The sequence below is a fragment of the Caballeronia sp. NK8 genome (assembly GCF_018408855.1).
GTDB lineage: Bacteria > Pseudomonadota > Gammaproteobacteria > Burkholderiales > Burkholderiaceae > Caballeronia.
In genome coordinates this window covers 2,862,535-2,887,953 of the sequence record NZ_AP024322.1, presented here as the reverse complement: position 1 = coordinate 2,887,953, position 25,419 = coordinate 2,862,535, and the positions used below count along the sequence as shown (strand labels likewise).

Sequence of the window (25,419 nt, the reverse complement as noted above, 5' to 3'; positions counted from 1 at the left end):
CTCGGTTCCATTGGTAGTGCAGGATGCTGAATTTAAGCTGCCTCGAAGCAGGTCATTTGCGTGGATGCTTGTCGCGTTTATTCCCCGTCACCATCGCCCCGATGAGATTCTCCCGCGTCCACACGCTCATCAACACGGCCGCCGCGACATGCACGCAAACACACACCTCGACCGCGACCGAGAGCCACGCGTGAATCTCCTGCGGCCATTCCTCGCCCCAGAATGCATCGAGGCGCATGATCCAGCCCGACACCGCGAGCGCGAGAATCAGAAACCATAGAACGAGCGCCATCAATCCGCCGAGCGGATTGTGCGAGACGTGATGCATCGGCTTGCCTGACGCAAGCGAGCGCAGATATTCAACGAGATGCGGACGTGTTGGCCACCACGCCGAGAAGCGCGCATGCCGCGACCCGACGAAGCCCCACACGACGCGCGCGACCACGAACCCCGCCGCGACATACCCGAGCAGACGATGCGTGGAATCCGTCGGCCCGAACAGATTCCACACGACGATGCCCGCGACCGCCCAATGCGTGACTCGCACCCACGCGTCCCACACTCTCACGCGAGCCACGGGCGTCACGCTTATTCGACTTCCGACTTCACGACGGCAAGCGTCTTCGTGTCGTAATAGATCTCGACCTTCTTGCCGTTCTTGTCGTGGCCGTAGATCTCGTAGCAGTTTCCATCGACCTTGAATTTCTTGATCTTGTAGCCCTGTGCTTCGAGTTGCGCCTTGGCGTCCGACTCCTTGATCCACTCGCTCTTGGGATGCGCCGTGCAGTCGGCCTTTGCGAACGCCGCACCCGACAACCCCATTGCCAACGACAAAGCCAGAATCTTAAGCATCGCTAACTCCCAGTGTTTTCGAACTGGCTACTCTACTGCCACCGGGAGCGTGCTGCAAGAAGATTGAAAGTTTGTCCCTTAGCGCTGGCCTTGCTGGCGAATTTGTTCGAGTGTCGCGCCCGGCGTGCTCTGATCCTGCGGGATGCGAATTTCGATCACTGCGGGCAAACCCGAACCGACCGCGCGTTCGAACGCGGGCATGAACTGATCGGTCGTCTCGACCAGCTCGCCGTGCGCCCCGAATGCGCGCGCATACGCGACGAAGTCGGGATTCGTGAGCCCCGTGCCGTGCACGCGATGCGGATAGTGCCGCTCCTGATGCATCCGGATCGTGCCGAACTGCGCGTTGTTCACGACGATGAAAATCACCGCCAGCCGATACTGCATCGCCGTGGCGAGTTCGTGGCTCGACATCATGAAGCAGCCGTCGCCCGCGAACGCAATCACGGTGCGCTCCGGATAGAGCGACTTCGCGGCGATCGCGGCGGGCACGCCGTAGCCCATCGCACCGCTCGTCGGCGCGACCTGCGAACGGAAATGCCGATACGAACAGTGCCGATGCAGCCACGTCGCGTAATTGCCCGCGCCGTTGGTGAGGATCGAATCGGCGGGAATCGTCTCCGCAAGCTGACGCATGATGTCGCCGAGCTGGACATTGCCGAGCATCGGGCGCGGCGTGCGCCATTCCAGATACGCGGCGTGCGCGGCTTCGGCTTCGCCCTTCCACGCGACATCGGGCGGCGCTTCAAGCGCGGCCAGCATCGACGCGATTTCCGGCATGCCCGAGACGATCGGCAGATCCGCGCTGTACACGCGCCCCAGTTCCTCCGCGCCCTGATGTACGTGGATGAGCGTCTGCTTCGTCTTCGGGATGTCGAGCAGCGTGTAGCCGCCCGTCGTCGATTCGCCCATGCGCGGGCCGAGCACGAAAAGCACGTCGGCGTCGCGCACGCGCGCGGCGAGCGCGGGGTTGATGCCGAGACCGACATCGCCCGCGTAGTTCGGATGCTCGTTGTTCAGCGTGTCCTGATAGCGGAACGCGCAGCCCACCGGCAATTGCCACTGTTCGACGAAGCGCGCGAAATCCTGCGTCGCCTGCGTGTTCCAGCCGCTGCCGCCCGCGATGACGAACGGCTTCTTCGCGTTCGCGAGCAACGCGCGCAGGCGTTCGATCTGCGCCGCCGAAGGCGACGCGGCCACGCGCTGATACGGCGGCGCGGGCGGCGCCGCGTCGACCGCTTCGGTCAGCATGTCTTCCGGCAGCGCGAGCACGACCGGACCCGGACGGCCCGAGGTCGCGGTGTGAAACGCGTGGCTCAGATATTCCGGCACGCGGCGCGGATCGTCGATCTGCGCGACCCATTTCGCCATCTGCCCGAACATGCGCCGGTAGTCGATCTCCTGAAACGCCTCGCGGTCCATGTGATCGCGCGCGCATTGGCCGATCAGCAGGATCATCGGCGTCGAATCCTGAAACGCGGTGTGCACGCCGATCGACGCGTGCGTCGCGCCCGGCCCGCGCGTCACGATCGCGATGCCCGGTTTGCCCGTCAGCTTGCCGACCGCCTCGGCCATGTTCGCCGCGCCCGCTTCGTGGCGGCAGACGATCGTCTGAATTTGCGAGGTTTCGTCGTGCAGGGAATCGAGCACGGCCAGAAAGCTCTCGCCGGGCACGCAGAACACGCGCTCGACGCCGTGATGCACGAACGCATCGACGACGAGACGCGCGCCGGTGGTTCGACCTTCGGAAGGGACAGCAGACGCCATGCGAAGAAGTCTCCTTTGAATATCCGGTGCGGCCGGAACGCGCGCCGGACGGTGAGCGAAATGCCCTAAAGCTTACGCCGTCGGGCAAGTGTTCGAACAGCGGCGAAGCGGAATCTTTTTCCGGCGCGCGCGAGCTTTCACGCCGGACGCCGTATTCCCATCAGCCGAAATACCCCTTTTTCTCACCCTTTATCCAGCGATGGGCAAAAGGCGAAGTTCGCAATAATGGCCTCACTGAAAAGCGGGCATCGCAATGAATCGAGTGAGCCCGCTGGCTAAAGATCGCAGTCTCACCTCATCGGGGGCAAGTTTGAACATTCGTAAATTCATCGGCGCGAACAGCCGCGACGCACTGCGCCAGGTTCGTGAAGCGCTCGGACCCGATGCCGTGGTGCTGTCCAATCGCACGCTGGATGATGGCTCCGTCGAGATCGTCGGCGTCGCGGACAGCGATATCGCGTCGATCTCGCCCGCCGCGAATGAGCAGGCCGTGCGCTCGCCGGGCACGTCGCGCGCCGCGCTGGCTGCTGCGGCGGCCGCGCTGCCGGCCAGGCAAGCCGCCGCGAATCCTTACGCGAGCGGCGACGTGTTTTCCTCGGTCTTCGGCGCGAACACCGACGCCGACGATGAAGACGCGCTCACGCACGAACAAGAAGCCGACGACGAAGCGCCGCGCACGATGGCCGATTCGAATCCCTGGCTGATCGAGCACGCGAAGCGGATCGCGCAACAGGCGACGATGCCGTCGAACCGTCCGCTCTCGGCGTCCGCCGCCATTGCGCGTGGCATGGGCGTGCCGGTGCCGGTAGCGCGGCAGGAAACGCGCGCCGAAAAGACGCCGGAAACGGGCAAGTACGCGTTGCGCCAGCAAGCTCAGGCACAAGCGACTCGCGCGCCCGAAGTTCAGGCGCCGGTGCAATCGAAGGTCGAAACGCCCGACTGGGCGCGCGAAGCCGCGCAAGTCGCCGCGCGTCGCGCCGCGCAGAAGATCAACGCGAGCGCGCCGCACGCCGAAGCACCGGCCACGAACGCCGCGCCCGCCGCGCCGGAAGGCGCTTTCGAAGGTCTGCCCGCGAACGCGGCTGCGGTCGTGACCGAAGCGATCCGCGCGCGCATGGAACAGGTGGTCAACGAAACAGTGATGAACGAGCTGTCGTCGATGCGCTCGATGATGGAAGAGCACTTCTCCGGCTTGCTCTGGGGCGAGCGCCAGCGCCGCAACGCGACGGGCGGCGCGCTGACCAAGCGTCTCTTCGCAGCCGGCTTTTCCGCGCAGCTCGTCCGCATGGTCGTCGACAACATGCCGGAGATGGAAAGCGTGGAAGGCGCGCTGGAATGGGTGCAGCAGGTGCTCGAAACGAATATTCCGGTGATGGACAGCGAAGACGCGCTGATGGAGCGCGGCGGCGTGTTCGCGCTGATGGGCCCGACGGGCGTCGGCAAGACGACGACCACCGCGAAGCTCGCGGCGCGCTGCGTGATGCGCTTCGGCGCGAGCAAGGTCGCGCTGCTCACGACCGACAGCTACCGGATCGGCGCGCACGAGCAACTGCGCATCTTCGGCAAGATTCTCGGCGTCTCGGTCCACGCGGTGAAAGACGCCGCCGACCTGCAGCTCGCGCTGTCCGAGCTGCGCAACAAACATATCGTGCTGATCGACACGATCGGCATGAGCCAGCGCGATCGCATGGTTTCGGACCAGATCGCGATGCTGTGCGGCGCGGGTCAACCGGTGCAGCGCATCCTGCTGCTCAACGCGACCAGCCACGGCGACACGCTCAACGAAGTCGTGCAGGCGTACAAGAGCGCGCCGGATCAGCCGCCGCTCGCGGGCTGCATCCTCACCAAGCTCGATGAGGCGACCAATCTCGGCGGCGTGCTCGATACGGTGATCCGCTACAAGCTGCCCGTGCATTACGTGTCGACCGGCCAGAAGGTGCCGGAGAACCTATACGTCGCGACCAAGCGGTTTCTCATCAAGAGCGCGTTCTGCATTCCGCGCGACGGCTCGCCGTTCGTGCCGCACGACGAGGAAGTGCCGGCGCTGCTGTCCGCTTTGTCGGCGCGTGCCACGACCGAAATGCATGGGGTGCACTTTGGATAAGCTCGTGCTCGACCAGGCGGAAGGTCTGCGACGGCTCCTCACGCGTGCCGGTTCGCGCGTGGTGGCGGTTGCGGGCGGTCCGGCGGGCATCGGCTGCTCGTCGGCGGTGGTGAATCTCGGCGCGGCGCTGTCCGTGCATGGCAAGGACGTGCTCGTGATCGACGAGCATCGCGATTCGGCATCGGTGAGCCGCATGCTGGGCCTGTCCGACCAAGGCGCGCTCGCTGCGGCGATGTCCGGCCGCCGCGCGCTCGCGGATGTCGTCGAGCGCACGCCGTTCGGTTTCTCGCTGATCGCCGCGCCGCGCGACGAGCGCATCAGCCACGATGCCGCGCAGTGCCGCGCATTGCTCGATGGTCCGGCGGACATCGTGCTGATCGATGCGCAACTGGACCGCCACGGCGCGCTGTCGAGCCTCGCGGCGCAGGCGCATGACTTTCTCATTGTGACGCGGGTGGCCGCGTCGGCGATCACCGAGGCGTATGCGTGCATGAAGCGTCTGCACTACGCCCATGCGATCGGCCAGTTCCGCGTGCTCATCAATCACGTGCAGAACCCGGCCGACGCGGCGGTCGCGTTCGACAACCTGTCGGGCGTCGCGAGCCGGTATCTGGCCGTGTCGCTCGTGCAGGCAGGGTATGTGTCCGAGGATGCGCGCGTCGCTCGGGCGAAGGATCTCTCACGCTGCGCAGTCGAAGCGTTCCCGGCCACGGCCGCGGCGCGCGACTACCGCGCGATAGCGGCGGAGCTCCTCCACTGGCCGATGCGCCCCGCGCCTTATATGCGCGCGGCGGACGGCCAGGCAGACGCGCGAATTCCGGTTGGCGACTCTGAACAGGGCGGGCGGGAGGCGACGCATCGTGCGGTTGCGCTTCACGACTTTGCAATGAGCAGCACGGCGTCGATGTGATCAAGATAGGTGACCAGGATGTATAACGCCCAAGGCAAACTCTCACAGTCCGACGTGCTGACGAAATATGCACCGCTCGTTCGCCGGCTGGGGCTTCAGCTCGTCGCCAAGATGCCGGCGAGCGTCGATCTCGACGATCTCATCCAGGCCGGCATGATCGGCCTGATGGACGCGGCGAGCCGCTACAAGGAAGATCAGGGCGCGCAATTCGAAACGTATGCGAGCCAGCGCATTCGCGGCGCGATGCTCGACGAGCTGCGCGCCAACGACTGGCTGCCGCGCAGCATGCGCAAGACCTCGCGCGAAGTGGAATCGGCGGTGCACAAGGTCGAGCAGAACCTCGGCCGCTCCGCGAGCGAGACGGAGATCGCGGAGCACATGAACTTGCCGCTTCCCGAGTATCAGTCGATGCTTCAGGATCTGCACGGCAGCCAGCTGATCTACTACGAAGACTTCGACCGCTCCGCCGACGACGAACCGTTCCTCGACCGCTACTGCGTCGACCGTTCGGACCCGTTGTCCGCGCTGCTCGACGACAGTCTGCGCGGTGCGCTGATCGAAGCGATCGACAAGCTGCCCGAGCGCGAGAAGCTCCTGATGAGCCTCTATTACGAACGCGGGCTGAACCTGCGCGAAATCGGCGCGGTGATGGAAGTGAGCGAGTCGCGCGTGTGCCAGTTGCACAGCCAGGCGGTCGCCCGTCTGCGCGTGAAGCTGCGCGAACAGGCGTGGACGAGCGTCGAGGCCTGATTCAGTTCGTTTCGAAGTCCCGCGTCTCGGCGAAGACGGTTTTGCCTTCGCCGAGACTTTTGGCGCGGTACATCGCGCGGTCGGCGGCGCGCAGCACGGCGGTCATGCCGGACTGATGCGCGGCCGTCGCACAGGAAAGCAGACACGCGCCGATGCTCGCCGACACCGACACCGGCCGCTCCTGCACCGACGTGAGCGCGTTCAGCACGGAGTGGATGCTGTCGGCCACTGCGAGCACGGCCGCCCGGTCGCGCACGTGATGCGCGAGCACGACGAACTCGTCGCCGCCCAGCCGCGCGATGGTGTCCGTCTTGCGCATGCGCTTTTCGAGCGATTGCGCGAACGATTGCAGCAGCATGTCGCCGACGGCGTGGCCGTAAGTGTCGTTGACTTCCTTGAAGCCATCGAGATCGATGAGCAGGAGCGCGGTGGCTTGATTGCCATCGGTTTCGCGTGCGTTCATCGCGCGATCGACGATATGTTCGAGCGCGTATCGGTTCGATAGTCCCGTGAGCGGATCGGTCGATGCCTGACGCGCGAGATCGCGATTCGCGCTGCCGAGCCGGTCGACGAGCACGCTCAGATAAACCGATGCGCCCAGCACGCTCAGCCCCAGACCGATCGCGGCGGGCAGATTCGCGTGCCACCACGGCTGCCAGATTCCCAGCGCCACGACGATGACGAGCGCCGTCGTGCACGAAACGGCGAGCGTGCGCTTGCCGTAACGGCATCCCGAGCCGATAAGAAACCAGAAGATCACCCAGATGAGCGGCAGCGCGATGGCGCCGCCCGCGGCGAGCGCGAGTCCGAGAATCGATTGATCGGCGATGGTCGTGACGGTGAGACGCTTCTCCGAAGGAGACGCCATGCGGCTGACGATCAACAGCGTAACCGCGCCGTAGGACACATAGAGTGCGACGATGCGTGCGACCAGCAATGCATCGTGCGACGGGCGGAGCCAGGTAAAAATGCCGTAGGCCAGAAGAACCGCCGCTCCCATCCAGACCCGCAGCGTGGCCTGCTCGCGTTCGGGATTCCGGTGCTCGGACCATGCGAAGGCATAAGCCCGGCGTGCCGGTTGATGCGCCTGCTCCATACTGAACCCCTGGGTGGTGATTTCTTGCTTTTATCTTGCTGTTATGACCTGCGGCCCCGTCGCATGGCATCGGTTGAGTGGAGTGGCATCGAGTTGCACCGAGCGAGCGATCCGCTATTTTGCAACGTTTTGCGAAGACGCTGTGTTTCGTGTAAGAACGGCTTTCGGACTTCTATTTCTGATTCACTGCGATGAGCGAAGGAATGCTTTCCCTGGCAGGCGAATGGCTGCCGATCTGCAATAGCGAGGACGTGCCCGACGGCGGCGCGCGCGGGTTCATCGTTGCCGATGAGCGCATCGTCGTGTGGCGCGACAGTATCGGCGCGGCGCATGTGTGGCGCGATTACTGTCCGCATCGCGGGGCGCAGTTGTCGCTCGGACACGTGATGCGCGATCAGATCGTGTGTCCGTATCACGGCTGGCGTTACGACATCGAAGGGCAATGCTTGCGGATTCCATCGAATCCGTCGTTGCGTCCATCGAAGCGTGCGTGCGCGACGACCTTCATCAGCGAGGAAAAGTACGGCGTCGTGTGGATGTGCTTCGGCGAGCCCGCGCATGCGCTCGATGTCTTTCCCGAAGCCGAGATCGCGGGCGGCCGGCGCATCAATCTTGCGCCGCAGACGGTGAGGTCATCGGCGCCGCGCGTGGTCGAGAACTTTCTGGATATGGCGCACTTCTCGTTCGTGCATGTCGGGATTCTCGGCGAAGAGGCGCATACGGAAGTGCCGGACTACGACGTCGTGCAGACTGCCGATGGAGGACTCGAAGCGCGGCAATGTCGATACTGGCAGCCCGCGGGCATTCCGGGACAAGGCGGCGGCGCGATGATCGACTATGTGTATCGCGTGAAGCGGCCGTTGATCGCGAGTCTCACGAAGATGGCGTCGGGCGGGCAGGGCGCGTTGCACATCATGCTGGCGGCGTCGCCGGTGACGCAGACGGAAACGCGCGCGTGGCTCGTTTCCATTCACGAGGATGATTCGACGCACAGCGACCAGGAGCTTTACGACTTCAATATGGAGATCCTGATGCAGGACACGCCGATCGTGGAGTCGCAATGGCCGCAACGTCTGCCGCTCGATCTGGATGCGGAGTTGCATCAGCGATGTGATCGGATGGCGGTGGCTTACAGACGGTGGCTGGCGGGGATGGGGTTTGGGTGGGGGACGGTGATCGCGGGAGCGGCCGCAGAATGATCGCGCGTCAGGGGGAAGATTTGGCGCGCCCGGCTGGGATCGAACCAGCAACCCCTGCCTTCGGAGGGCAGTACTCTATCCATTGAGCTACGGGCGCATCGGAGGGATGCCTTGCGAAGAAAGAAGCACACCGAAAGGCGGCTGCAAGGCCCATGCGAATCCGAGAGGATACCTGTTTTCCGTGACTTCGTCCATCGCATGGGGACGGACGCATCGCGCTAAACATCGCCGCAAGCATCACACGATTCGGGTAAACGCCCGCTCCACCGTGTCGGCCAGCCCGCGCCGACAGTTAAGCGTTCCGTCTATAATCGACCGTGCCTTTCCCCAAGGCGCGCCCAAGCGCAATGCGGTAGCTGTCACGCTGTCACTGAACCGACTCACACCAAAAAACGGGAGACGAGACAAGCATGAGCGAAGCACCCCACGGAGCCCCGATCAAGACGCCCGGCCAACTCATCGCCGCGATCATCGCGGGATTCGGCATCCCGGTCGCCATCATCATCCTGCTCGCGGTGTACGTGAACAATTCCACGCGCGTCGGCGCGGGCACGGACATCGAGCAATCGGTGAAGGAACGCATCGCGCCCGCCGCGCAGGTCGATGTCCGCGACGCCAACGCGCCGCGCGTCTACAAATCCGGCGAGGAAGTCTTCAAGGCCGTGTGCTCGGCCTGTCACGCAACGGGCACGGCCGGCGCGCCCAAGTTTGGCGATGCCGGCGCGTGGGCGGCGCGCATCGGCGAAGGTTACGACACGCTCCTGCACAACGCGCTCAACGGCAAAGGCGCCATGCCCGCGCGCGGCGGCACCAATCCCGACGACTACAGCGACTTCGAAATCGCGCGCGCGGTCGTCTATATGGCGAATGGCAGCGGCGGCAAACTGGCAGAGCCGGCTCAACCCGCTTCGGGCGCGGCGGCAAGCGCGAGCGCGCCGGGTGCGGCAGCGGCCCCGGCAGGCGCGAGCGCCAACGAGAACGCTCAAGCGGCTGCGGCCGTCGCAGCGCTGGCGTCCGTGCCGCAGGCGGCGGCGCCGGCAGCGGGCGCCCAAAGCGCCGATGCCGCCCAGGCCGGCAAGGCGCTCTACGAGCAAGTCTGCCAGGCCTGTCACGCAGCCGGCGTGCTCAACGCGCCGAAGTTCGGCGACAAGGCCGCATGGGCGCCCCGCCTCAAGGAACCGATGGACACCGTCTACAACTACGCGCTGCACGGCAAGGGCGCGATGCCGCCGAAGGGCGGATCGAACGCACCGGATGCGGACGTGAAGGCCGCCGTCGATTACATGGTGAACGCGGCCAAGTAACGTTTTCGCCGGGCCACAAAGCAAAACCCTGCGTTTAGTGGCGCAGGGTTTTTTATTTGACGCACGAAAAAGGCATCAGCTCTTCTGCAACATCGCCTTGAGCATCGCCATGCGGTCCTTCGGCGAAAGCGGCTTTTCCTCGGCCGTCGGCGGCGGCGCGTCGTCGAGCAGCATCTCCGGGATGAAACGCGACGGCTCGCACACCACCGTCTCCCGCGCGCGCTTTCGTTTCTTGCACCAGTTCAGATGCAGGCTGCGCTGCGCCCGCGTGATCGCGACATACATCAGCCGCCGCTCTTCCTCGATGCGCGCATCGTCGATGGGCGCGTCATCGTCCGAGCCGCCGCGATGCGGCATGATGCCTTCCTCGACGCCCACCAGAAACACGTGCGGATACTCCAGCCCCTTCGACGCATGCACCGTCGACAGCCGCACCGCATCCGGATCTTCGTCCTTGCCTTCGAGCATCGACATCAGCGCGACAGTCTGGATCAGGCCGAGCAGGTTCTTGCCTTCATCGGCGAAACCGTCGGCGGTGTCGTAGCCGGTCTGCTCCGTTCCGGGCGCGGCTTCCGGCTTCGTGCCCTTGCGCTTGAGCCATTCGAGAAATTCGAGCACGTTCTGCCATTTCGATTGCGCCTGGCGTTCGTCGTACGCGTCGTAGAGATACGCCTCGTAGTGGATGGCTTCCATCATGTCGTCGAGCACTTCGGTCGCGGGATCGCGCGCGGCGCGGTCCGACAGACGGCGAATCCACTCGCAGAACGTGCGCAGCGGCTCGACCTGCCGCGCCGACAGCCGTGCCTCGATACCGCCCATGAACACCGCCTCGAACAGCGACACCTTCGCCGCGCCCGCGAACGCGCCGAGCGCTTCGAGCGTCGTGTTGCCGACGCCCCGCCGCGGCGTCGTGATCGCGCGGATGAACGCGGGATCGTCGTCGGGATTCGCGATCAGACGCAGATACGCGATGAGGTCCTTGATCTCGGCCTTGTCGAAGAACGACTGCCCGCCCGACAGCACATAGGGAATGCGCTCGCGCCTCAAGACCTGTTCGAAGATACGCGCCTGGAAGTTTCCGCGATAGAGAATCGCGTAGTCGCGAAACTGCGTGCGCCGCTCGAACTTGTGCGCCGACAGCCGGAATACCACAGACTCGGCCTCGTGCTCCTCGTCGTTGCAGCCGGTGACGGTGATCGTGTCGCCCATGCCGTGCTCGGACCACAGCTTCTTCTCGAACAGCTTCGGATTGTTCGCGATGACGTTGTTCGCCGCCGTCAGAATCCGCACCGTCGAGCGATAGTTCTGCTCCAGCTTGACCACGTGCAGCTTCGGAAAATCCTTGCCGAGCTGCGCGAGGTTTTCGAGCGTCGCGCCGCGCCAGCCGTAGATCGCCTGATCGTCGTCGCCGACCGCCGTGAACGCGGCGCGCGGGCCGGCGAGCTGCTTCAGCAATTCATACTGACAGGCGTTGGTGTCCTGATATTCGTCGATCAGCAAATAGCGCAGGCGGTTCTGCCACTTGTCGCGTACCTGCTCGTTCTGCGCGAAAAGCTGCGCGGGGCGCAGGATCAGATCGTCGAAATCGAGCGCCTGATACGCGTGCAGCGTCGCCGCATAGCTGCGAAAGACGATCGCGGCCTGATGCTCGTCCTCGTTGCTCGCGAGCACGGCGGCCTGATCGGGCGAGACCATCGCGTTTTTCCACAGCGAGATCGTCGACTGCACTTTGCGGATCAGCCCCTTGTCCGTCGTGCCGAGCTGTTCCTGAACCATGCCGAAGCAATCGTCCGAATCCATGATCGAGAACTGCGGCTTCAGTCCGACGTGCTCCGCTTCCTGGCGCATGATCTGCACGCCGAGCGAGTGAAAGGTGCAGATCGTCAACTGATTGACGGGAATCTTGCGGCCTTCCTTGCCGGGCGTCGTGAGCGTCTTGCCTTCGAGCAGCTTCGCGGTGCGTTCGCGCATTTCGAGCGCGGCCTTGTTCGTGAAGGTGAGCGCGGCGATGTGCTTCGGCTCGAAGCCGCGTCCTTCGATCAGATGCGCGATCTTCTGCGTGATCACGCGCGTCTTGCCGCTGCCGGCGCCGGCGAGCACGAGACAGGGACCGTCGAGATAGCGCACGGCTTCGCTTTGCGCGGCGTTCAGACCTGCGGACATCGTTCTGGGCTTCTGGAATTTGAGGCGCGCGGCAAGCGCCGGCGCGTGGAAGAGTGCGCGATGTTAACACGATAGAATGCGGCCGGTTCCGGCCCTCGTTCCGTGCCGGACGGGCATCGTGACACAATATCGAACTGATTCCACGACAGGACGATGCCCGCATGAACACAGCACTCAAAGTCGGCGTAATGGGTTACGGCCTCGCCGGGGCGACGTTTCACGCGCCCGTCATCGAGCACTGCGGCCGGGCGGAAGTCACGGCCATCGCGACGAGCCAGGCAGAGCGCGCACAGGCTGATTATCCGAACGCGCAGATCGTCGCGGATTTCGACGCGCTGCTCGCCGTCGACGGGCTCGAATGCGTCGTCGTCGCGACGCCGAACGACACGCACTTCGATCTCGCGCACCGCGCGCTGTCGGCGGTTAAGCACGTGGTCGTCGACAAACCCGTCACGCTGTCCGCGCGCGACGCCCGCACGCTCGCCGATCTCGCGCAGCAAAAAGGCCTCGTGTTCGCGCCGTTTCATAATCGCCGCTGGGATGGCGATTTCATGACGGTGCGCGCGCTCATCGAGAGCGGGCGGCTCGGGCGCATCACGCATTACGAATCGCATTTCGACCGTTTTCGCCCGAAAGTGCCGCAGCGCTGGCGCGAGGAAGCGGAGCGCGGCGGCGGCCTGTTGTTCGATCTGGGGCCGCATCTGATCGATCAGGCGCTCACGCTGTTCGGCGCGCCGCAGACAGTGACGGCGTTTGTGAAGGTGCACCGGGATCACGCGCACGCGCCGGATTATGTGCATCTCGTGCTCGGCTACGACGACAAGGAAGTGATCCTGCACGCGAGCGCGCTCGCGGCGCTGGAGCCGCCGCGGTTCGCGATCCACGGCACGCGCGGCAGCTACGTGAAGAACGGACTCGATACGCAGGAAGATCAGTTGCGCGCGGGCATGAGGCCGGGGAATCCGGAGTTTGCGAAGAATCCGCCGGGCGTGCTTCGCGAAGTCGACGGCGATCTCGATCTGCGTCATGAATTCGCCACGAAGGATGGCGCGTATATCGAGTTTTATCGGGCGCTGGCGGCTTCGATTCAGGAGGGCAAGCCGTTTCCGGTTTCGCCGCAGGACGCGGTCGATACGATGACCATCATCGAACTGGCGATTCAGAGTGAGAGGGAAGGAAGGCGGGTGGCGTTCCAGCGGATCGCCTGAACACAGTTCAGCAAGCGCGTACGCCGTCCATCGGACCCGGCCGAATCCGTTTGACAACCCCAATTCGGTCGCGTAAATTCTGCCGCACGCGTCGGGAGAGCGCGTGGTTTTCGTATGCATCGAGAACCGCGCCGCCGAAGGGGCACACCCGCAAACTCTCAGGCAAAAGGACCGACGGCGTCGAGGAACGAAGTTCCTCGCACTCTGGAGAGCGGCAGCGGTTTCATCGAAAACGATGAGCAGGCTGCCCACCGAAGGGGCGCGCGATGAACCGCGGCACGACTGTGCACGGTTCGCGCAATCTCTCAGGTACCGAGGACAGAGGGGTCACGCATAGCAATCGCTCAGCGGCATGAGCCTTGCGCGCTGCTTCCGGCAGCACGAAAGGTCCATCTGCAAAGCGAAATGTGCGCTGCGTGGCCTTTTTTGTCTGGCGAACCGAGGCCCCGATGACTTCTCTTCAACACACGCCCCTGCACGCTGCCCACCTCGCGCTCAATGCGCGCATGGTCGATTTCGGCGGCTGGGACATGCCCGTCAACTACGGTTCGCAGATCGACGAGCATCGCGCCGTACGCACCGACGCCGGCATGTTCGACGTGTCGCACATGCGCGTCGTCGATTTCGAGGGCGAAGCCGTCCGCGATTTCTTCAGGTACGCGATCGCCAATAACGTCGACAAACTCACGACGCCCGGCAAGGCGCTCTACTCGTGTCTGCTCGACGGCAACGGCGGTGTGATCGACGACCTGATCGTCTACTACTTCTCCGAAACGCGCTTTCGCGTCGTCGTGAATGCGGGGACGGCGGAGAAGGACATCGCCTGGTTCGGGCAGTTGAACGCCGAAGGCGAATTCAATCTTTCCATCACGCCGCGCCGCGATCTCGCGATCATCGCCGTGCAAGGCCCGAATGCGCGCGAAAAGGCCTGGCAAGTGCTGCCGGATACGCGCGCTCAAACTCAGGACATCAAGCCGTTCAACGCCGTCGTGTTTCCATCGACGCAATACGGCGAGCTGATGCTCGCGCGCACCGGCTACACCGGCGAGGACGGTTTCGAGATCGTCGTCCCGGCGACGCATGTCGAAGCGCTGTGGAACGCGCTCGCCGTCGCCGGCGTGAAGCCGGCCGGCCTCGGCGCGCGCGACACGCTGCGTCTCGAAGCGGGCATGAATCTGTACGGCCAGGACATGGACGAGAAGATTTCACCGCTCGACGCCGGCCTCGCCTGGACCGTCGATCTGAAAACGGAGCGCGATTTCGTCGGCCGCAGCGCGCTGGAGGCGCACGGTTCGAAGGCGAACTTCGTCGGGCTCGTGCTGATCAAGGAAAACGGCAAGGCGGGCGGCGTGCTGCGCGCGCATCAGAAAGTCGTCACGCAACACGGCGACGGCGAAATCACGAGCGGCACCTTTTCGCCGTCGATGCAGGAGTCGATCGCGTTCGCGCGCGTGCCGACGGCCGTTGCCGCCGGGGACACGGTGCAGGTCGTCATCCGCGACAAGCAACTGCCCGCGCGCGTGGTAAAACTTCCGTTCGTGCGCAACGGCAAGGTTCTCGTCGACCTCTCCTGACGCCGTCGCGCTCGTTTCTCCGATCAAGAACCTCACGAAAGAACCACGCAAGGAGCATTCAATGAGCATCCCGGCCGATCTGAAATACACCGAATCGCACGAATGGGTCCGCACCGAATCCGATGGCACGCTGACCATCGGCATCACCGATCACGCGCAGGAAGCGCTCGGTGACATCGTGTTCGTCGAACTGCCCGCGGTGGGCAAGACCGTCGCGGCGGGCGATGCCATCGCCGTGATCGAATCGGTGAAGGCCGCATCCGACATTTACGCGCCGGTCTCGGGCGAGATCGTCGCCGCCAACGACTCGCTCAGCGCGACGCCCGACCAGGTGAACGGCGCGCCGTACGAAAGCTGGCTCTTCAAGATCAAGCCGGCCGGCGACGCCGGTCTCGACAAGCTGCTCGACGCCGAAGGCTACGGCAAGTCGATCGGCGAATAACCCATCTCAATGACGATGGCGGCTCGGGCAACGAGCCGCATCGCAGGAATTCACATGAAGCTCGAACACCCGGATCGCCTGATGAACCGCACCTCCCTGTCACTCGCCGCGCTCGAATGCCACGACGCATTCGCCGAGCGGCACATCGGCCCCGATGACGCGGACCAGCGCGCCATGCTCGACGCGCTCGGTTTCGCGTCACGCGCGGCCTTCATCGACGCGGTGATTCCTGAATCGATCCGCCGCAAGGAAACGCTGCCGCTCGGCGCGTTCACGCAGCCCAAGAGCGAGGCGGAAGCGCTCGCGGCATTGCGCAAGCTGGCGGACGAGAATCTGGTGTTTCGAACTTATATCGGCCAGGGCTACTACGGCACGCACACGCCGGCGGTGATCCTGCGCAACGTGCTCGAAAATCCGGCGTGGTACACGGCCTACACGCCGTATCAGCCGGAAATTTCGCAAGGGCGTCTGGAAGCGCTGCTGAATTTCCAGCAGATGATCATGGACCTGACTGGCCTCGCGATGGCGAACGCCTCGCTGCTCGACGAAGCCACCGCCGCCGCCGAAGCGATGACGCTGCTGCAACGCGTCGGCAAGCCGAAATCGAACGTGTTCTATGTCGCCGATGACGTGCTGCCGCAGACCATCGAAGTGGTGAAGACGCGCGCGAAGCCCGCGGGCATCGAAGTCAAGGTCGGCCCGGCCGCCGACGCCGCGAGCGCGAACGCGTTCGGCGTGCTGCTGCAGTATCCGGGCGCGAACGGCGATGTGCGAGACTATCGCGCGCTGGCCGAAGCGATTCACGCTGCGGGCGGCCATGTCGTCGCGGCGGCGGATCTGCTCGCGCTGACGCTCATCACGCCGCCGGGCGAATGGGGCGCGGATGTCGCGATCGGCAATACGCAGCGTTTCGGCGTGCCGGTCGGCTTCGGCGGCCCGCACGCGGCGTACATGGCCGTGCGCGATGAATTCAAGCGCCAGATGCCGGGGCGTCTCGTCGGCGTGACCGTCGACGCGCAGGGCAACTCCGCGCTGCGTCTCGCGCTGCAAACGCGCGAACAGCATATTCGCCGCGAAAAGGCGACGTCGAACGTGTGCACGGCGCAGGCGCTGCTCGCGATCATGGCGAGCATGTACGCCGTCTATCACGGCCCGCGCGGTCTGAAGACGATCGCACTGCGCGTGAACCGCGTGGCATCGATTTTCGCAGCGGGCGTGAAGAAGCTCGGCTATACCATCGCCAACGACACGTTCTTCGACACGGTCACGATCGACAGCGGCGCGAACACGACCGGGCTGCATCAGGCTGCATACGCCGCGCATGTCAATCTGCGCCACGTGAGCGCAACGCAAGTGGGCGTATCGCTCGATGAAACCACCACGCGCGACGACCTGCTCAAGCTCTTCGCGCTGTTCGCGGAAGTCGCGGGCAAGACCGAAACGTTCGATATCGACGCGCTCGATCAGGCCGCGTCCGATCCGCTGCCGGCCGAACTGCACCGCACGAGCGAATACCTGACGCATCCGGTTTTCAATCGCCATCATTCCGAACACGAAATGCTGCGCTATCTGCGCAGCCTCGCCGACAAGGACCTCGCGCTCGATCGCACGATGATCCCGCTCGGCTCCTGCACGATGAAGCTCAACGCGACCTCTGAAATGCTGCCGGTGACGTGGCCCGAGTTCGCGCAGATTCACCCGTTCGCGCCCGCCGAGCAGACGGCCGGCTATCGCACGATGATCGATCAGCTCGAACAGATGCTCGTCGCGTGCACCGGTTACGCGGCGGTGTCGCTGCAGCCGAATGCGGGATCGCAAGGCGAATACGCGGGCCTGCTCATCATCCACGCTTATCACGAGTCGCGCGGCGAAGGGCATCGCAATGTGTGTCTGATTCCGGCGTCCGCGCACGGCACCAATCCGGCGTCGGCGCAGATGGCGGGCATGCAGGTCGTCGTCGTCGCGTGCGATGCGAACGGCAACGTCGATATCGACGATCTGAAGGCGAAGGCGGAGAAGCATTCCGCCAATCTCGCGGCGATCATGATCACGTATCCGTCGACGCACGGCGTGTTCGAGCGCAACGTCCGCGAGATCTGCGACATCGTCCATTCGCATGGCGGCCAGGTGTATGTCGATGGTGCGAACATGAACGCGATGGTCGGCCTGTGCGCGCCCGGCCAGTTCGGCGGCGACGTGTCGCACCTGAATCTGCACAAGACGTTCTGCATTCCGCACGGCGGCGGCGGACCGGGCGTCGGTCCGGTCGCGGTCGGCGCGCATCTGGCGAAGTTCCTGCCGAATCAGGCGTCCACCGGCTACAAGCGCGATGAGGCGGGCATCGGCGCGGTGTCGTCCGCGCCTTATGGCTCGGCCGCGATCCTGCCGATCTCGTGGATGTACATTGCGATGATGGGCGCGCAAGGTCTTACCGCCGCCACCGAAAGCGCGATTCTCGCCGCGAACTATGTCGCGAAGCGTCTCGCGCCGCACTATCCGGTGCTGTACAGCGGTGCGGGCGGACTCGTCGCGCACGAGTGCATTCTCGACGTGCGGCCGATCAAGGAATCGAGCGGTATCTCGGTGGAAGACGTCGCGAAACGCCTGATCGACTACGGTTTCCACGCCCCGACGATGAGCTTCCCCGTGCCCGGCACGCTGATGGTCGAGCCGACGGAGTCGGAATCGAAGGAAGAACTCGACCGCTTCATCGACGCGATGATCGCGATCCGCGAGGAAATCCGCGCGGTCGAAGAAGGGCGCGCCGATCGCGAAGACAACGTGCTGAAGCATGCGCCGCACACGGCGGCGGTGGTCACGTCGGATGCGTGGGCGCACACGTACACGCGCGAGTCGGCAGCGTATCCGTTGAAGTCGCTGGTGACGCGCAAGTACTGGTCGCCGGTCGGCCGCGCGGACAATGCGTACGGCGACCGCAACCTGATGTGCTCGTGCGTGCCGGTATCGGAATACGCGGACGAGTAAGGTATCGCGCAGGACCTGAGAGAGAGCACCGCCCGAAAGCGTAAAGCATTGTCGGGCGGTTTTGCGGCGCGTTCCAGAACAGCTAACATCTCACCCCGGACCAAAAAGCCAAAACAGGGAGTACACATGGCGTTCAAGGTGCGAGAGGTGAAAGGGACGAACCGCGTGCGTGCGGTGCGAGCGATGCTCGGCGCAATGCTGATCGCGGCATCGTCCGCGCAGGCCGCGATGAATTTTTGCGCCGCGCCCGCGATGCAGACGAGCGAGCGCACCAATGCCGATCCCGGCGTGAAGGCGCTCGTGAAAATGGTGCAATCGCATGTGAGCGATCAGCCGAAGCCGCGCGCGAAGCTGCACACCGAGGGCACGCTGCCGCACGAAGGCATTTACGACGAAAGCATCGAAGCGGAAAAAGACCTCGGCCTGATGCGCGATGCCGCGCTCGCGTGGCGCGCGACCGGCGACGAGCGTTATCTGCGGCTCGTCGACCGTTTCCTGCTCGCCTGGACGACGACTTATCAGCCGAGCTTCAACCCGATCGACGAGACGAACTTCGAATCGTTGATTCTCGCGTACGACCTCACGGCGAGCGCCTTGCCGGTCAAGACGCGCAACGCGGCGAACGCGTTCATCACGAAGATGGTGACCGGTTATATCGCCGATATGGACAAGCAGCCGCGGCCGCTCGCGGGCAATTACCGGAACAACTGGCAAAGTCATCGCGTGAAGCTGGTGGCGATGGGCGCTTTCACGATCGACGACCGCAAGCTCATCAACGCGGCGCAGCGGCTGTTCGTCGAGCATATCGGCGACAACATCGCGCCGGATGGATCGACTGTCGATTTCGCCGAGCGCGACGCGCTGCGCTATGTCACTTACGATCTTCAGCCGCTCGTGACAGCGGCCCTCTCCGCGCGGCGGCACAACCGCAACTGGCTGCCGGAGCGCGCGCAGTCGGGCGCGACGCTCGCCGAAGCGCTCAACTGGCTCACGCCGTATGCGCTCGGCACAAAGACGCACGATGAGTTCGTGAAATCGTCGGTGCCGTTCGACGCCAAGCGGCGCGAAGCCGGATTGCCGGGTTTCTCGGGACAGTGGGATCCGAAGAACGCGGCTGAACTCTTTCATCTCGCGGCACGTCTCGACGGCCGCTACACGCCGGTCGCGTTGCGGCTCGCACCGGCGCCGCCAGCCTGGCTCGCGGTGTGTCTGCCGGTGCCGGCGCGCTAACTCTTACAGGCAGGAGCAGTCATGGCAGTCAGCGTATTCGACCTCTTCAAGATCGGCATCGGCCCTTCGAGTTCGCACACCGTCGGACCGATGCGCGCCGCGCTGATGTTCGCGCAAGGGCTCGAGCGGGACGGGCTGCTGGACTCGACGGCATCGGTGAAGTGCGAGCTCTACGGCTCGCTCGGCGCGACGGGCAAAGGCCACGGCACCGACCGCGGCGTGATGCTCGGCCTGATGGGCGACGCACCGGATACCGTGGATGCGTCGAGCATCGTCGCGCGGCTGGACGCCGTGCGCGCGTCGAAGACGCTCGCGCTGCTCGGCACGCGCAAGATTCCGTTCACGATCAAGGAGAACATCGCGTTCTATCGGCAGGCGTTGCCGGAGCATCCGAACGGCATGAAGCTTCACGCGTTCGATGCGAACGGCGCGTTGCTGCGCGAGGCGACGTATCTGTCGGTTGGCGGCGGGTTCGTCGTGACGGCGGGCGCGGCGAACACGGCGGTGCTGACGGCGCACGAGCATTTGCCGTATCCGTTCCTGACCGGCGACGAGCTCATGAAGATGTGCACGGAATCGGGCAAGTCGATCGCGCAACTGATGTGGGAAAACGAGCGCGTGTGGCGCAGCGAGGACGAAATCCGCAGCGGCCTGCTGCGTATCTGGGACGTGATGCAGGATTGCGTCGCGCGCGGGTGCGGTATCGGCAATCCGGCGGCGGAAGGGCACTTGCCGGGGCCGTTCCAGGTGAAGCGGCGCGCGCCGCAGTTGTACCGGGCGCTGACGGGCAAGCCGGAGCAGGCGCTGCGCGATCCTTTGTCGATGATCGACTGGATCAATCTCTACGCAATCGCGGTGAACGAGGAGAACGCGATCGGCGGACGTGTCGTCACGGCGCCGACCAATGGCGCGGCGGGCATCATTCCGGCGGTGCTGCACTATTACGATCGCTTCGTGCCGGGGTCGAACACGCAAGGCGTGATCGACTTTCTGCTGACGGCGGCGGCGATCGGCATTCTGTACAAGATGAATGCTTCCATCTCAGGCGCTGAAGTCGGATGTCAGGGCGAAGTCGGCGTCGCGTGTTCGATGGCGGCGGGCGCGCTGGCCGCGGTGCTCGGCGGAACACCGGCGCAGGTCGAGAATGCCGCGGAAATCGGCATGGAGCATAACCTCGGGCTGACGTGCGATCCGGTCGGCGGGATGGTGCAGATTCCGTGCATAGAGCGCAACGCGATGGGTTCGGTCAAAGCCGTCAATGCCGCGCGCATGGCGATGCGGGGCGACGGGTCTCACTATGTATCGCTGGATTCGGTGATCAAGACGATGAGAGAGACGGGCGCGGATATGAAGACCAAGTACAAGGAAACTTCGCGCGGCGGGCTGGCGGTGAATATCGTGGAGTGTTGAGGCTTCGCGGCTTGCGTCGGATCGAGATTCGGCGCAAGTCGTCCGTTCGGCAGATTTCTGAATGCACCCACTTTGCTTAGCATGACGATATGAATGTCATGCGGAGCAAACAACAATGCTGCAAGCTGTCAATACGAATTCCGAAGTCTGCCTCTGCGTTCTCAGCGTGCGATACGAAGGCAACGATGCTGCATCGCATGAGATAGATCTGAATCAGCTGGGTGTATCGATTCAGGGCTTTGCTTCTGTCTTTGCGCTGTGCGCGAACACGCTTGCAACGGGTAGACTCACCCTTCAACTCGATGCACTCGATGTTCGTGTGGTTTCGCTTCCCGTCGCCGAACATCATTGCTTCGAAGTCCTCGCGATGGTGAAAAGCATGGCGACTAGCAGGGACCTGTGGTCTGGTGCATTCGGGGCTGTGCTCGCTGTCGTTGTTCAGTATGTACTTTCTCGACGCGATCAAGATCAAATGAAATTTCTAAGTGAAGCCCTGCAGGGCCAAACGAAGTATATGAACGAAGCGCTGCACGCCCTGCAGAGCCAATCGAAGTCCATGAATGAGGCGCTGCAGAACCAATCGAAGCATATGAACGAAGCGCTGCAGCAGTCCCTGCAGCACAATCAACAGAACTTCGAAACACTGAAAGCACTCACCAACAAACTCGCCGACGCCCTACGCCCCGCCGCACGCCAGGCACTGTCCCCGATCGGCCACTCCTGCCAACGCATCGACCTCTACGCCGAAGGCAAGCAGTTCATGACACTGGACTCCGATCACAAGCGCGCCTTCTCGCAAAATGCCGGCACGGTCACGGAGCATCTCGAGCCCTACGTCGGCGTCATCTCGCAATTCGACATGACCACAGGCGCATGCAGACTCACGCTGGAAGGCGCAACCTCGCGCATCCCGGCCATCGTGGTCGACCCGATTTTCAATCGCCCGAACAACCGCTACGTAAAAGCGATGACCTCAGCCGACCCGATCCGCTTTCTCGCGAAGGCGGAACTGGACGACGAGGGCAATCCCATTCGGCTCTACATCTCCGACACATCGAAGCCGGAGTTGAACGAGGCGTCGGCGTAATCAAGCGCCAATCAGATTCACCACCTTCACATTTCGCGTATCCGGCACTTCCGCATAAGACAGCACCTTCAACTGCGGCAGGCTTCTGCGGAGAAAGCGAGCCAGCATCGCACGCAGCGAGTGCTGCACGAGCAGCACCGGCGGCAAGCCCAGATTCTGCTGACGCATGATCGCGTTCTGCGTCGAGTTCATCAGCGTCTGCGCAAGCCCCGGTTCCAGCCCCGGATTCGCCCCGGTCGACAACGCCTGCGACAGCACCCGCTCCAGCGTCGGATCAAGTCCCATCACCTGCAGATCGTCCGCGCCCGGATACCACTGCTGCGTGATCGCGCGCCCCAGCGCCAGTCGTACCGCCGCCGTGAGGTCGTGCGAATCGGAGGTGCGCGGCGCGTGTTCCTGCAACGCGTCGAGAATCGTACGCATGTCGCGGATCGGCACGCTTTCGTCGAGCAGGTTCTGCAACACCTTTTGCAGCGTCGTGAGCGACAGCACCTTCGGCACCAGATCGTCCGTGAGCGACGGCGTGTCCTTGCCGATGCGCTCCAGCAGCGCCTGCACTTCCTGACGCCCGAGCAACTCGGCCGCATGCGTCACGACGAGATGATTCAAATGCGTCGCGACGACCGTGCTCGCATCGACTACGGTGTAGCCGTACACCTGCGCCTGTTCGCGCAGATTCGTGTCGATCCACACTGCCGGCAGTCCGAACGCCGGGTCCTGCGTCTGCGCGCCCGGCAGCGCGGCCGACACCTGTCCCGGATTGATCGCGAGCCACTGGCCCGGGAACGCTTCGCCGACGCCCACTTCCACGCCCTTCAGCGCGATCCGGTAGCCGTTCGGCCGAAGTTCGAGATTGTCGCGAATGTGAATGACCGGCGGCAGAAAGCCGATTTCCTGCGCGAACTTCTTGCGAATGCCCTTGATGCGCTTGAGCAGTTCGCCGTCGCTGTTGCGATCGACGAGCGGAATCAGCCGATAGCCCACTTCCAGCCCGAGCGGATCGATGAGCGACACATCTTCCCAGCTCGCTTCCGCATTTTCCGCCGATGCAGCCGCCGCGCTCGCCGCGAGCGGCGTGACATCGGTGACGGCGCTGGCCTTCTTCTTCGCTTCGGCGCGCTTGTTCATCGTGCGCGCGGCATAGATCAGGCCGCCGCCGAGCAGCATGAACGCGAAGTGCGGCATGCCCGGAATCAGACCCATGATGCCGATGATCACGCCCGTGATCATCAGTACGCGCGGATTCTGGAACAACTGGCCCGTCAGTTGCGTGCCGATGTCTTCCTCGGTCGCGACGCGCGATACGATCACGCCCGCCGCCGTCGAAATGATGAGCGACGGAATCTGCGCGACGAGGCCGTCGCCGATGGTCAGCAGTGTGTAGTTGGTCGCCGCGTGCCCGAAGTCCATGTCGTGCTGGAGCATGCCGACGATCAGCCCGCCCACCACGTTGATCACCATGATCAGCAGGCCCGCGATCGCATCGCCGCGCACGAACTTGCTGGCGCCGTCCATCGAACCATAGAACTCGGCTTCCTGCGCCACGGCCTGACGGCGCTTCTTCGCGGTTTCCTCGTTGATGAGGCCGGCGTTCAGATCGGCGTCGATGGCCATCTGCTTGCCGGGCATCGCGTCGAGCGTGAAGCGCGCGCCCACTTCGGCGATCCGCCCCGCGCCCTTCGTGATCACCATGAAGTTGATGATCATCAGAATCACGAACACGACGATACCGACCGCGAAATTTCCGCCGACGAGAAAATGCCCGAACGATTCGATCACCTGGCCCGCCGCATCCGGGCCGGTGTGGCCTTCGAGCAGCACGATACGCGTCGACGCCACATTCAGCGACAGCCGCAGCAGCGTCGAGAACAGCAGCACGCTCGGGAACGCCGCGAAGTCGAGCGGCTTTTGCGTGTACATGCTGACGAGCAACACCATCACCGACAGCGCGATGTTGAAGGTGAACAGCAAGTCCAGCAAAAATGCGGGCAAGGGCAGAATCATCATGCCCAGGATCATGCAGATCAGGATCGGGCCAGCGAGGGCTCGCAAGTTCTGCGTGCCCAGCGCGTCGGGCCGTTTGGCGAAAAATCCAGCGCGCGCGTTCATGCTGCGGCTCCCTTGTCAGTGTTGTCGCCGTTCAGGGCCTCGGAGGCTTCCTGTTCGGCGTCGGCGTCGGATACGCCGCCCTTGTCCAGTTCCTTCGGCACGTCGAGATCGGACGGTTCGTCCGGCTTCGTGCCGCCATCTTCCTTGTAGCGCTTGAGCTGGTAGACCCACGCCAGCACCTGCGCGACCGCGCCATACAGCGCGCCCGGAATCTCGCGGTTGATCTCGACGTTGTGATACAGCGCGCGCGCCAGCGGCGGCGCTTCGAGCAGCGGCACGTTGTGCTCGCGGCCCAGTTCGCGAATGCGTCCCGCGACCAGATTCACGCCCTTCGCGACGACCTTCGGCGCGCGCATCTGGCCATCGGTGTACTTCAGCGCGACGGCGAAGTGCGTCGGGTTCGTGACGATCACATCGGCGGTCGGAATCGCCTGCATCATCCGGCGACGCGCGGCCGCGCGCTGCTGCGAGCGGATCTTGCCCTTGATGTGCGGATCGCCTTCGTTTTCCTTGTGCTCGCGCTTCACTTCTTCCTTGCTCATGCGCAGCTTCTTCGCGTGCGAGTAAAGCTGATACGGCACGTCGACGGCCGCGACCAGAAACAACCCGCCGATCGCCATGCCGCAGCACACGAAGATCAGATGCATCGCGTCGGCGAGCGCCAGCGTGAGCGGTTTCGTCAGCAGGCCGAGCACTTCGGCCTTGCGGCTCCAGATCGCCGAGCCCGCCATGCCGCCGACGACCATCGTCTTCAGCATCGACATGCCGAGCTGAACCGGCCCTTGCGCCGAAAAGATCTTGCCGAGACCGCTGATCGGATTCAGGCGCCCGAAGTTCGGCGCGAGCGGTTTCGTCGTGATGAGCCAGCCGCCCAGCGCCATCGGCGCGGCGAGCGCGGCGAAACCGGAGAGCAGGAGAACCGGCAGCACCGCGAACATTCCTTCCTTGCCCGCGTTCGCCGCGCCGATCATCATCTGGCGCGTGTCGAGCACGGTCGCGTGGTCGAAGGTGAACGCGCCGCGCAGGATCGACTGCAAATGCTGGCTGATCGGCCCCGACAAACCCCACACGCCGAAAAATCCCGCCGCCAGCAGCGCGAATGACGCGAGTTCCCGCGAACGCGCAACCTGGCCTTCCTCCCGCGCCTTTTCCAGGCGCTTGGGAGTGGCTGATTCGGTTTTTTCGAGATCGCTTTCTTCTGCCACCGGGCCTTACTCCGTTGCTTGCAT

The 25,419-nt window shown here is 64.1% G+C and carries 19 protein-coding genes, 1 tRNA gene and 2 riboswitches; of the genes, 12 read left to right on the top strand and 8 right to left on the bottom strand.

Annotated elements, in window-relative coordinates:
- Positions 1–52 precede the first annotated feature (52 nt).
- The 3 genes from NK8_RS13825 to NK8_RS13815 form a co-directional block, all read right to left on the bottom strand.
- Positions 53–568 (bottom strand): cytochrome b/b6 domain-containing protein, encoded by a 516-nt coding sequence (locus NK8_RS13825; RefSeq protein ID WP_213228655.1) that lies wholly within the window; start codon positions 566–568, stop codon positions 53–55.
- Between the two features lie 20 nt (positions 569–588).
- Positions 589–852 (bottom strand): PepSY domain-containing protein, encoded by a 264-nt coding sequence (locus NK8_RS13820; RefSeq protein WP_061174062.1) that lies wholly within the window; start codon positions 850–852, stop codon positions 589–591.
- A gap of 78 nt (positions 853–930) precedes the next feature.
- Positions 931–2,619, bottom strand: coding sequence for a thiamine pyrophosphate-binding protein (locus NK8_RS13815; protein WP_213226662.1), 1,689 nt, complete (start codon positions 2,617–2,619; stop codon positions 931–933).
- 310 nt (positions 2,620–2,929) lie between these two features.
- Between NK8_RS13815 and flhF the strand changes: the two genes are divergently transcribed.
- The 3 genes from flhF to NK8_RS13800 are packed head-to-tail and all read left to right on the top strand — an operon-like array spanning position 2,930 to position 6,383.
- The gene (flhF, locus tag NK8_RS13810) at positions 2,930–4,723 is read left to right on the top strand and encodes a flagellar biosynthesis protein FlhF (protein ID WP_213226661.1); all 1,794 of its coding nucleotides are present in this window, start codon (positions 2,930–2,932) and stop codon (positions 4,721–4,723) included.
- A complete protein-coding gene (locus NK8_RS13805; protein ID WP_213226660.1) occupies positions 4,716–5,633 on the top strand; it encodes a MinD/ParA family protein in 918 nt (305 codons plus the stop codon). Before flhF ends, NK8_RS13805 begins: the two co-directional genes overlap by 8 nt.
- Positions 5,634–5,651: 18 nt before the next feature.
- The gene (locus tag NK8_RS13800; protein WP_162066614.1) at positions 5,652–6,383 is read left to right on the top strand and encodes an RNA polymerase sigma factor FliA; all 732 of its coding nucleotides are present in this window, start codon (positions 5,652–5,654) and stop codon (positions 6,381–6,383) included.
- Between the two features lies 1 nt (position 6,384).
- Here NK8_RS13800 and NK8_RS13795 read toward each other — a convergent pair whose 3' ends face one another.
- On the bottom strand, positions 6,385–7,479 hold the full coding sequence (locus tag NK8_RS13795) for a GGDEF domain-containing protein (RefSeq protein WP_162066613.1): 1,095 nt from the start codon (positions 7,477–7,479) through the stop codon (positions 6,385–6,387).
- 203 nt (positions 7,480–7,682) lie between these two features.
- Here NK8_RS13795 and NK8_RS13790 point away from each other — a divergent pair, with 203 nt between their 5' ends.
- Positions 7,683–8,678, top strand: a complete 996-nt coding sequence (locus NK8_RS13790) for an aromatic ring-hydroxylating dioxygenase subunit alpha (RefSeq protein WP_225936172.1) — start codon at positions 7,683–7,685, stop codon at positions 8,676–8,678.
- A 21-nt stretch (positions 8,679–8,699) separates the two neighbouring features.
- On the opposite strand, the gene NK8_RS13785 is transcribed toward NK8_RS13790, so the two are convergent.
- Positions 8,700–8,775 (bottom strand) — tRNA-Arg (locus NK8_RS13785).
- Between the two features lie 313 nt (positions 8,776–9,088).
- Between NK8_RS13785 and NK8_RS13780 the strand changes: the two genes are divergently transcribed.
- Positions 9,089–9,982 (top strand): cytochrome c5 family protein, encoded by an 894-nt coding sequence (locus tag NK8_RS13780; protein ID WP_162066611.1) that lies wholly within the window; start codon positions 9,089–9,091, stop codon positions 9,980–9,982.
- A 75-nt stretch (positions 9,983–10,057) separates the two neighbouring features.
- Here NK8_RS13780 and NK8_RS13775 read toward each other — a convergent pair whose 3' ends face one another.
- Positions 10,058–12,145 (bottom strand): UvrD-helicase domain-containing protein, encoded by a 2,088-nt coding sequence (locus tag NK8_RS13775; RefSeq protein ID WP_213226658.1) that lies wholly within the window; start codon positions 12,143–12,145, stop codon positions 10,058–10,060.
- Between the two features lie 161 nt (positions 12,146–12,306).
- Between NK8_RS13775 and NK8_RS13770 the strand changes: the two genes are divergently transcribed.
- The 7 genes from NK8_RS13770 to NK8_RS13740 all read left to right on the top strand — a co-directional run bounded on the left by NK8_RS13770 (position 12,307) and on the right by NK8_RS13740 (position 22,081).
- Positions 12,307–13,353 (top strand): oxidoreductase, encoded by a 1,047-nt coding sequence (locus NK8_RS13770; protein WP_213226657.1) that lies wholly within the window; start codon positions 12,307–12,309, stop codon positions 13,351–13,353.
- Between the two features lie 82 nt (positions 13,354–13,435).
- Positions 13,436–13,537: riboswitch (glycine riboswitch) on the top strand.
- 10 nt (positions 13,538–13,547) lie between these two features.
- Positions 13,548–13,685: riboswitch (glycine riboswitch) on the top strand.
- Positions 13,686–13,802: 117 nt separating this feature from the next.
- Entirely contained in the window at positions 13,803–14,927 is a 1,125-nt protein-coding gene (gene gcvT, locus NK8_RS13765) for a glycine cleavage system aminomethyltransferase GcvT (RefSeq protein WP_213226656.1), read from the top strand.
- A 61-nt stretch (positions 14,928–14,988) separates the two neighbouring features.
- The gene (gcvH, locus tag NK8_RS13760) at positions 14,989–15,369 is read left to right on the top strand and encodes a glycine cleavage system protein GcvH (protein WP_162066605.1); all 381 of its coding nucleotides are present in this window, start codon (positions 14,989–14,991) and stop codon (positions 15,367–15,369) included.
- Positions 15,370–15,423: 54 nt separating this feature from the next.
- On the top strand, positions 15,424–18,354 hold the full coding sequence (gene gcvP / locus NK8_RS13755) for an aminomethyl-transferring glycine dehydrogenase (RefSeq protein ID WP_213226655.1): 2,931 nt from the start codon (positions 15,424–15,426) through the stop codon (positions 18,352–18,354).
- 183 nt (positions 18,355–18,537) lie between these two features.
- Positions 18,538–19,584, top strand: a complete 1,047-nt coding sequence (locus NK8_RS13750; protein WP_225936258.1) for an alginate lyase family protein — start codon at positions 18,538–18,540, stop codon at positions 19,582–19,584.
- Between the two features lie 21 nt (positions 19,585–19,605).
- Entirely contained in the window at positions 19,606–20,994 is a 1,389-nt protein-coding gene (locus tag NK8_RS13745) for an L-serine ammonia-lyase (protein WP_162066602.1), read from the top strand.
- A 115-nt stretch (positions 20,995–21,109) separates the two neighbouring features.
- Positions 21,110–22,081: a hypothetical protein gene (locus NK8_RS13740; protein WP_213226653.1), complete on the top strand. Its 972-nt coding sequence runs from the start codon at positions 21,110–21,112 to the stop codon at positions 22,079–22,081.
- Here NK8_RS13740 and flhA read toward each other — a convergent pair whose 3' ends face one another.
- Positions 22,082–24,190, bottom strand: a complete 2,109-nt coding sequence (gene flhA / locus NK8_RS13735) for a flagellar biosynthesis protein FlhA (protein ID WP_213226652.1) — start codon at positions 24,188–24,190, stop codon at positions 22,082–22,084.
- Positions 24,187–25,395 (bottom strand): flagellar biosynthesis protein FlhB, encoded by a 1,209-nt coding sequence (gene flhB / locus NK8_RS13730; RefSeq protein ID WP_213226651.1) that lies wholly within the window; start codon positions 25,393–25,395, stop codon positions 24,187–24,189. Before flhB ends, flhA begins: the two co-directional genes overlap by 4 nt.
- Positions 25,396–25,419: the final 24 nt, after the last annotated feature.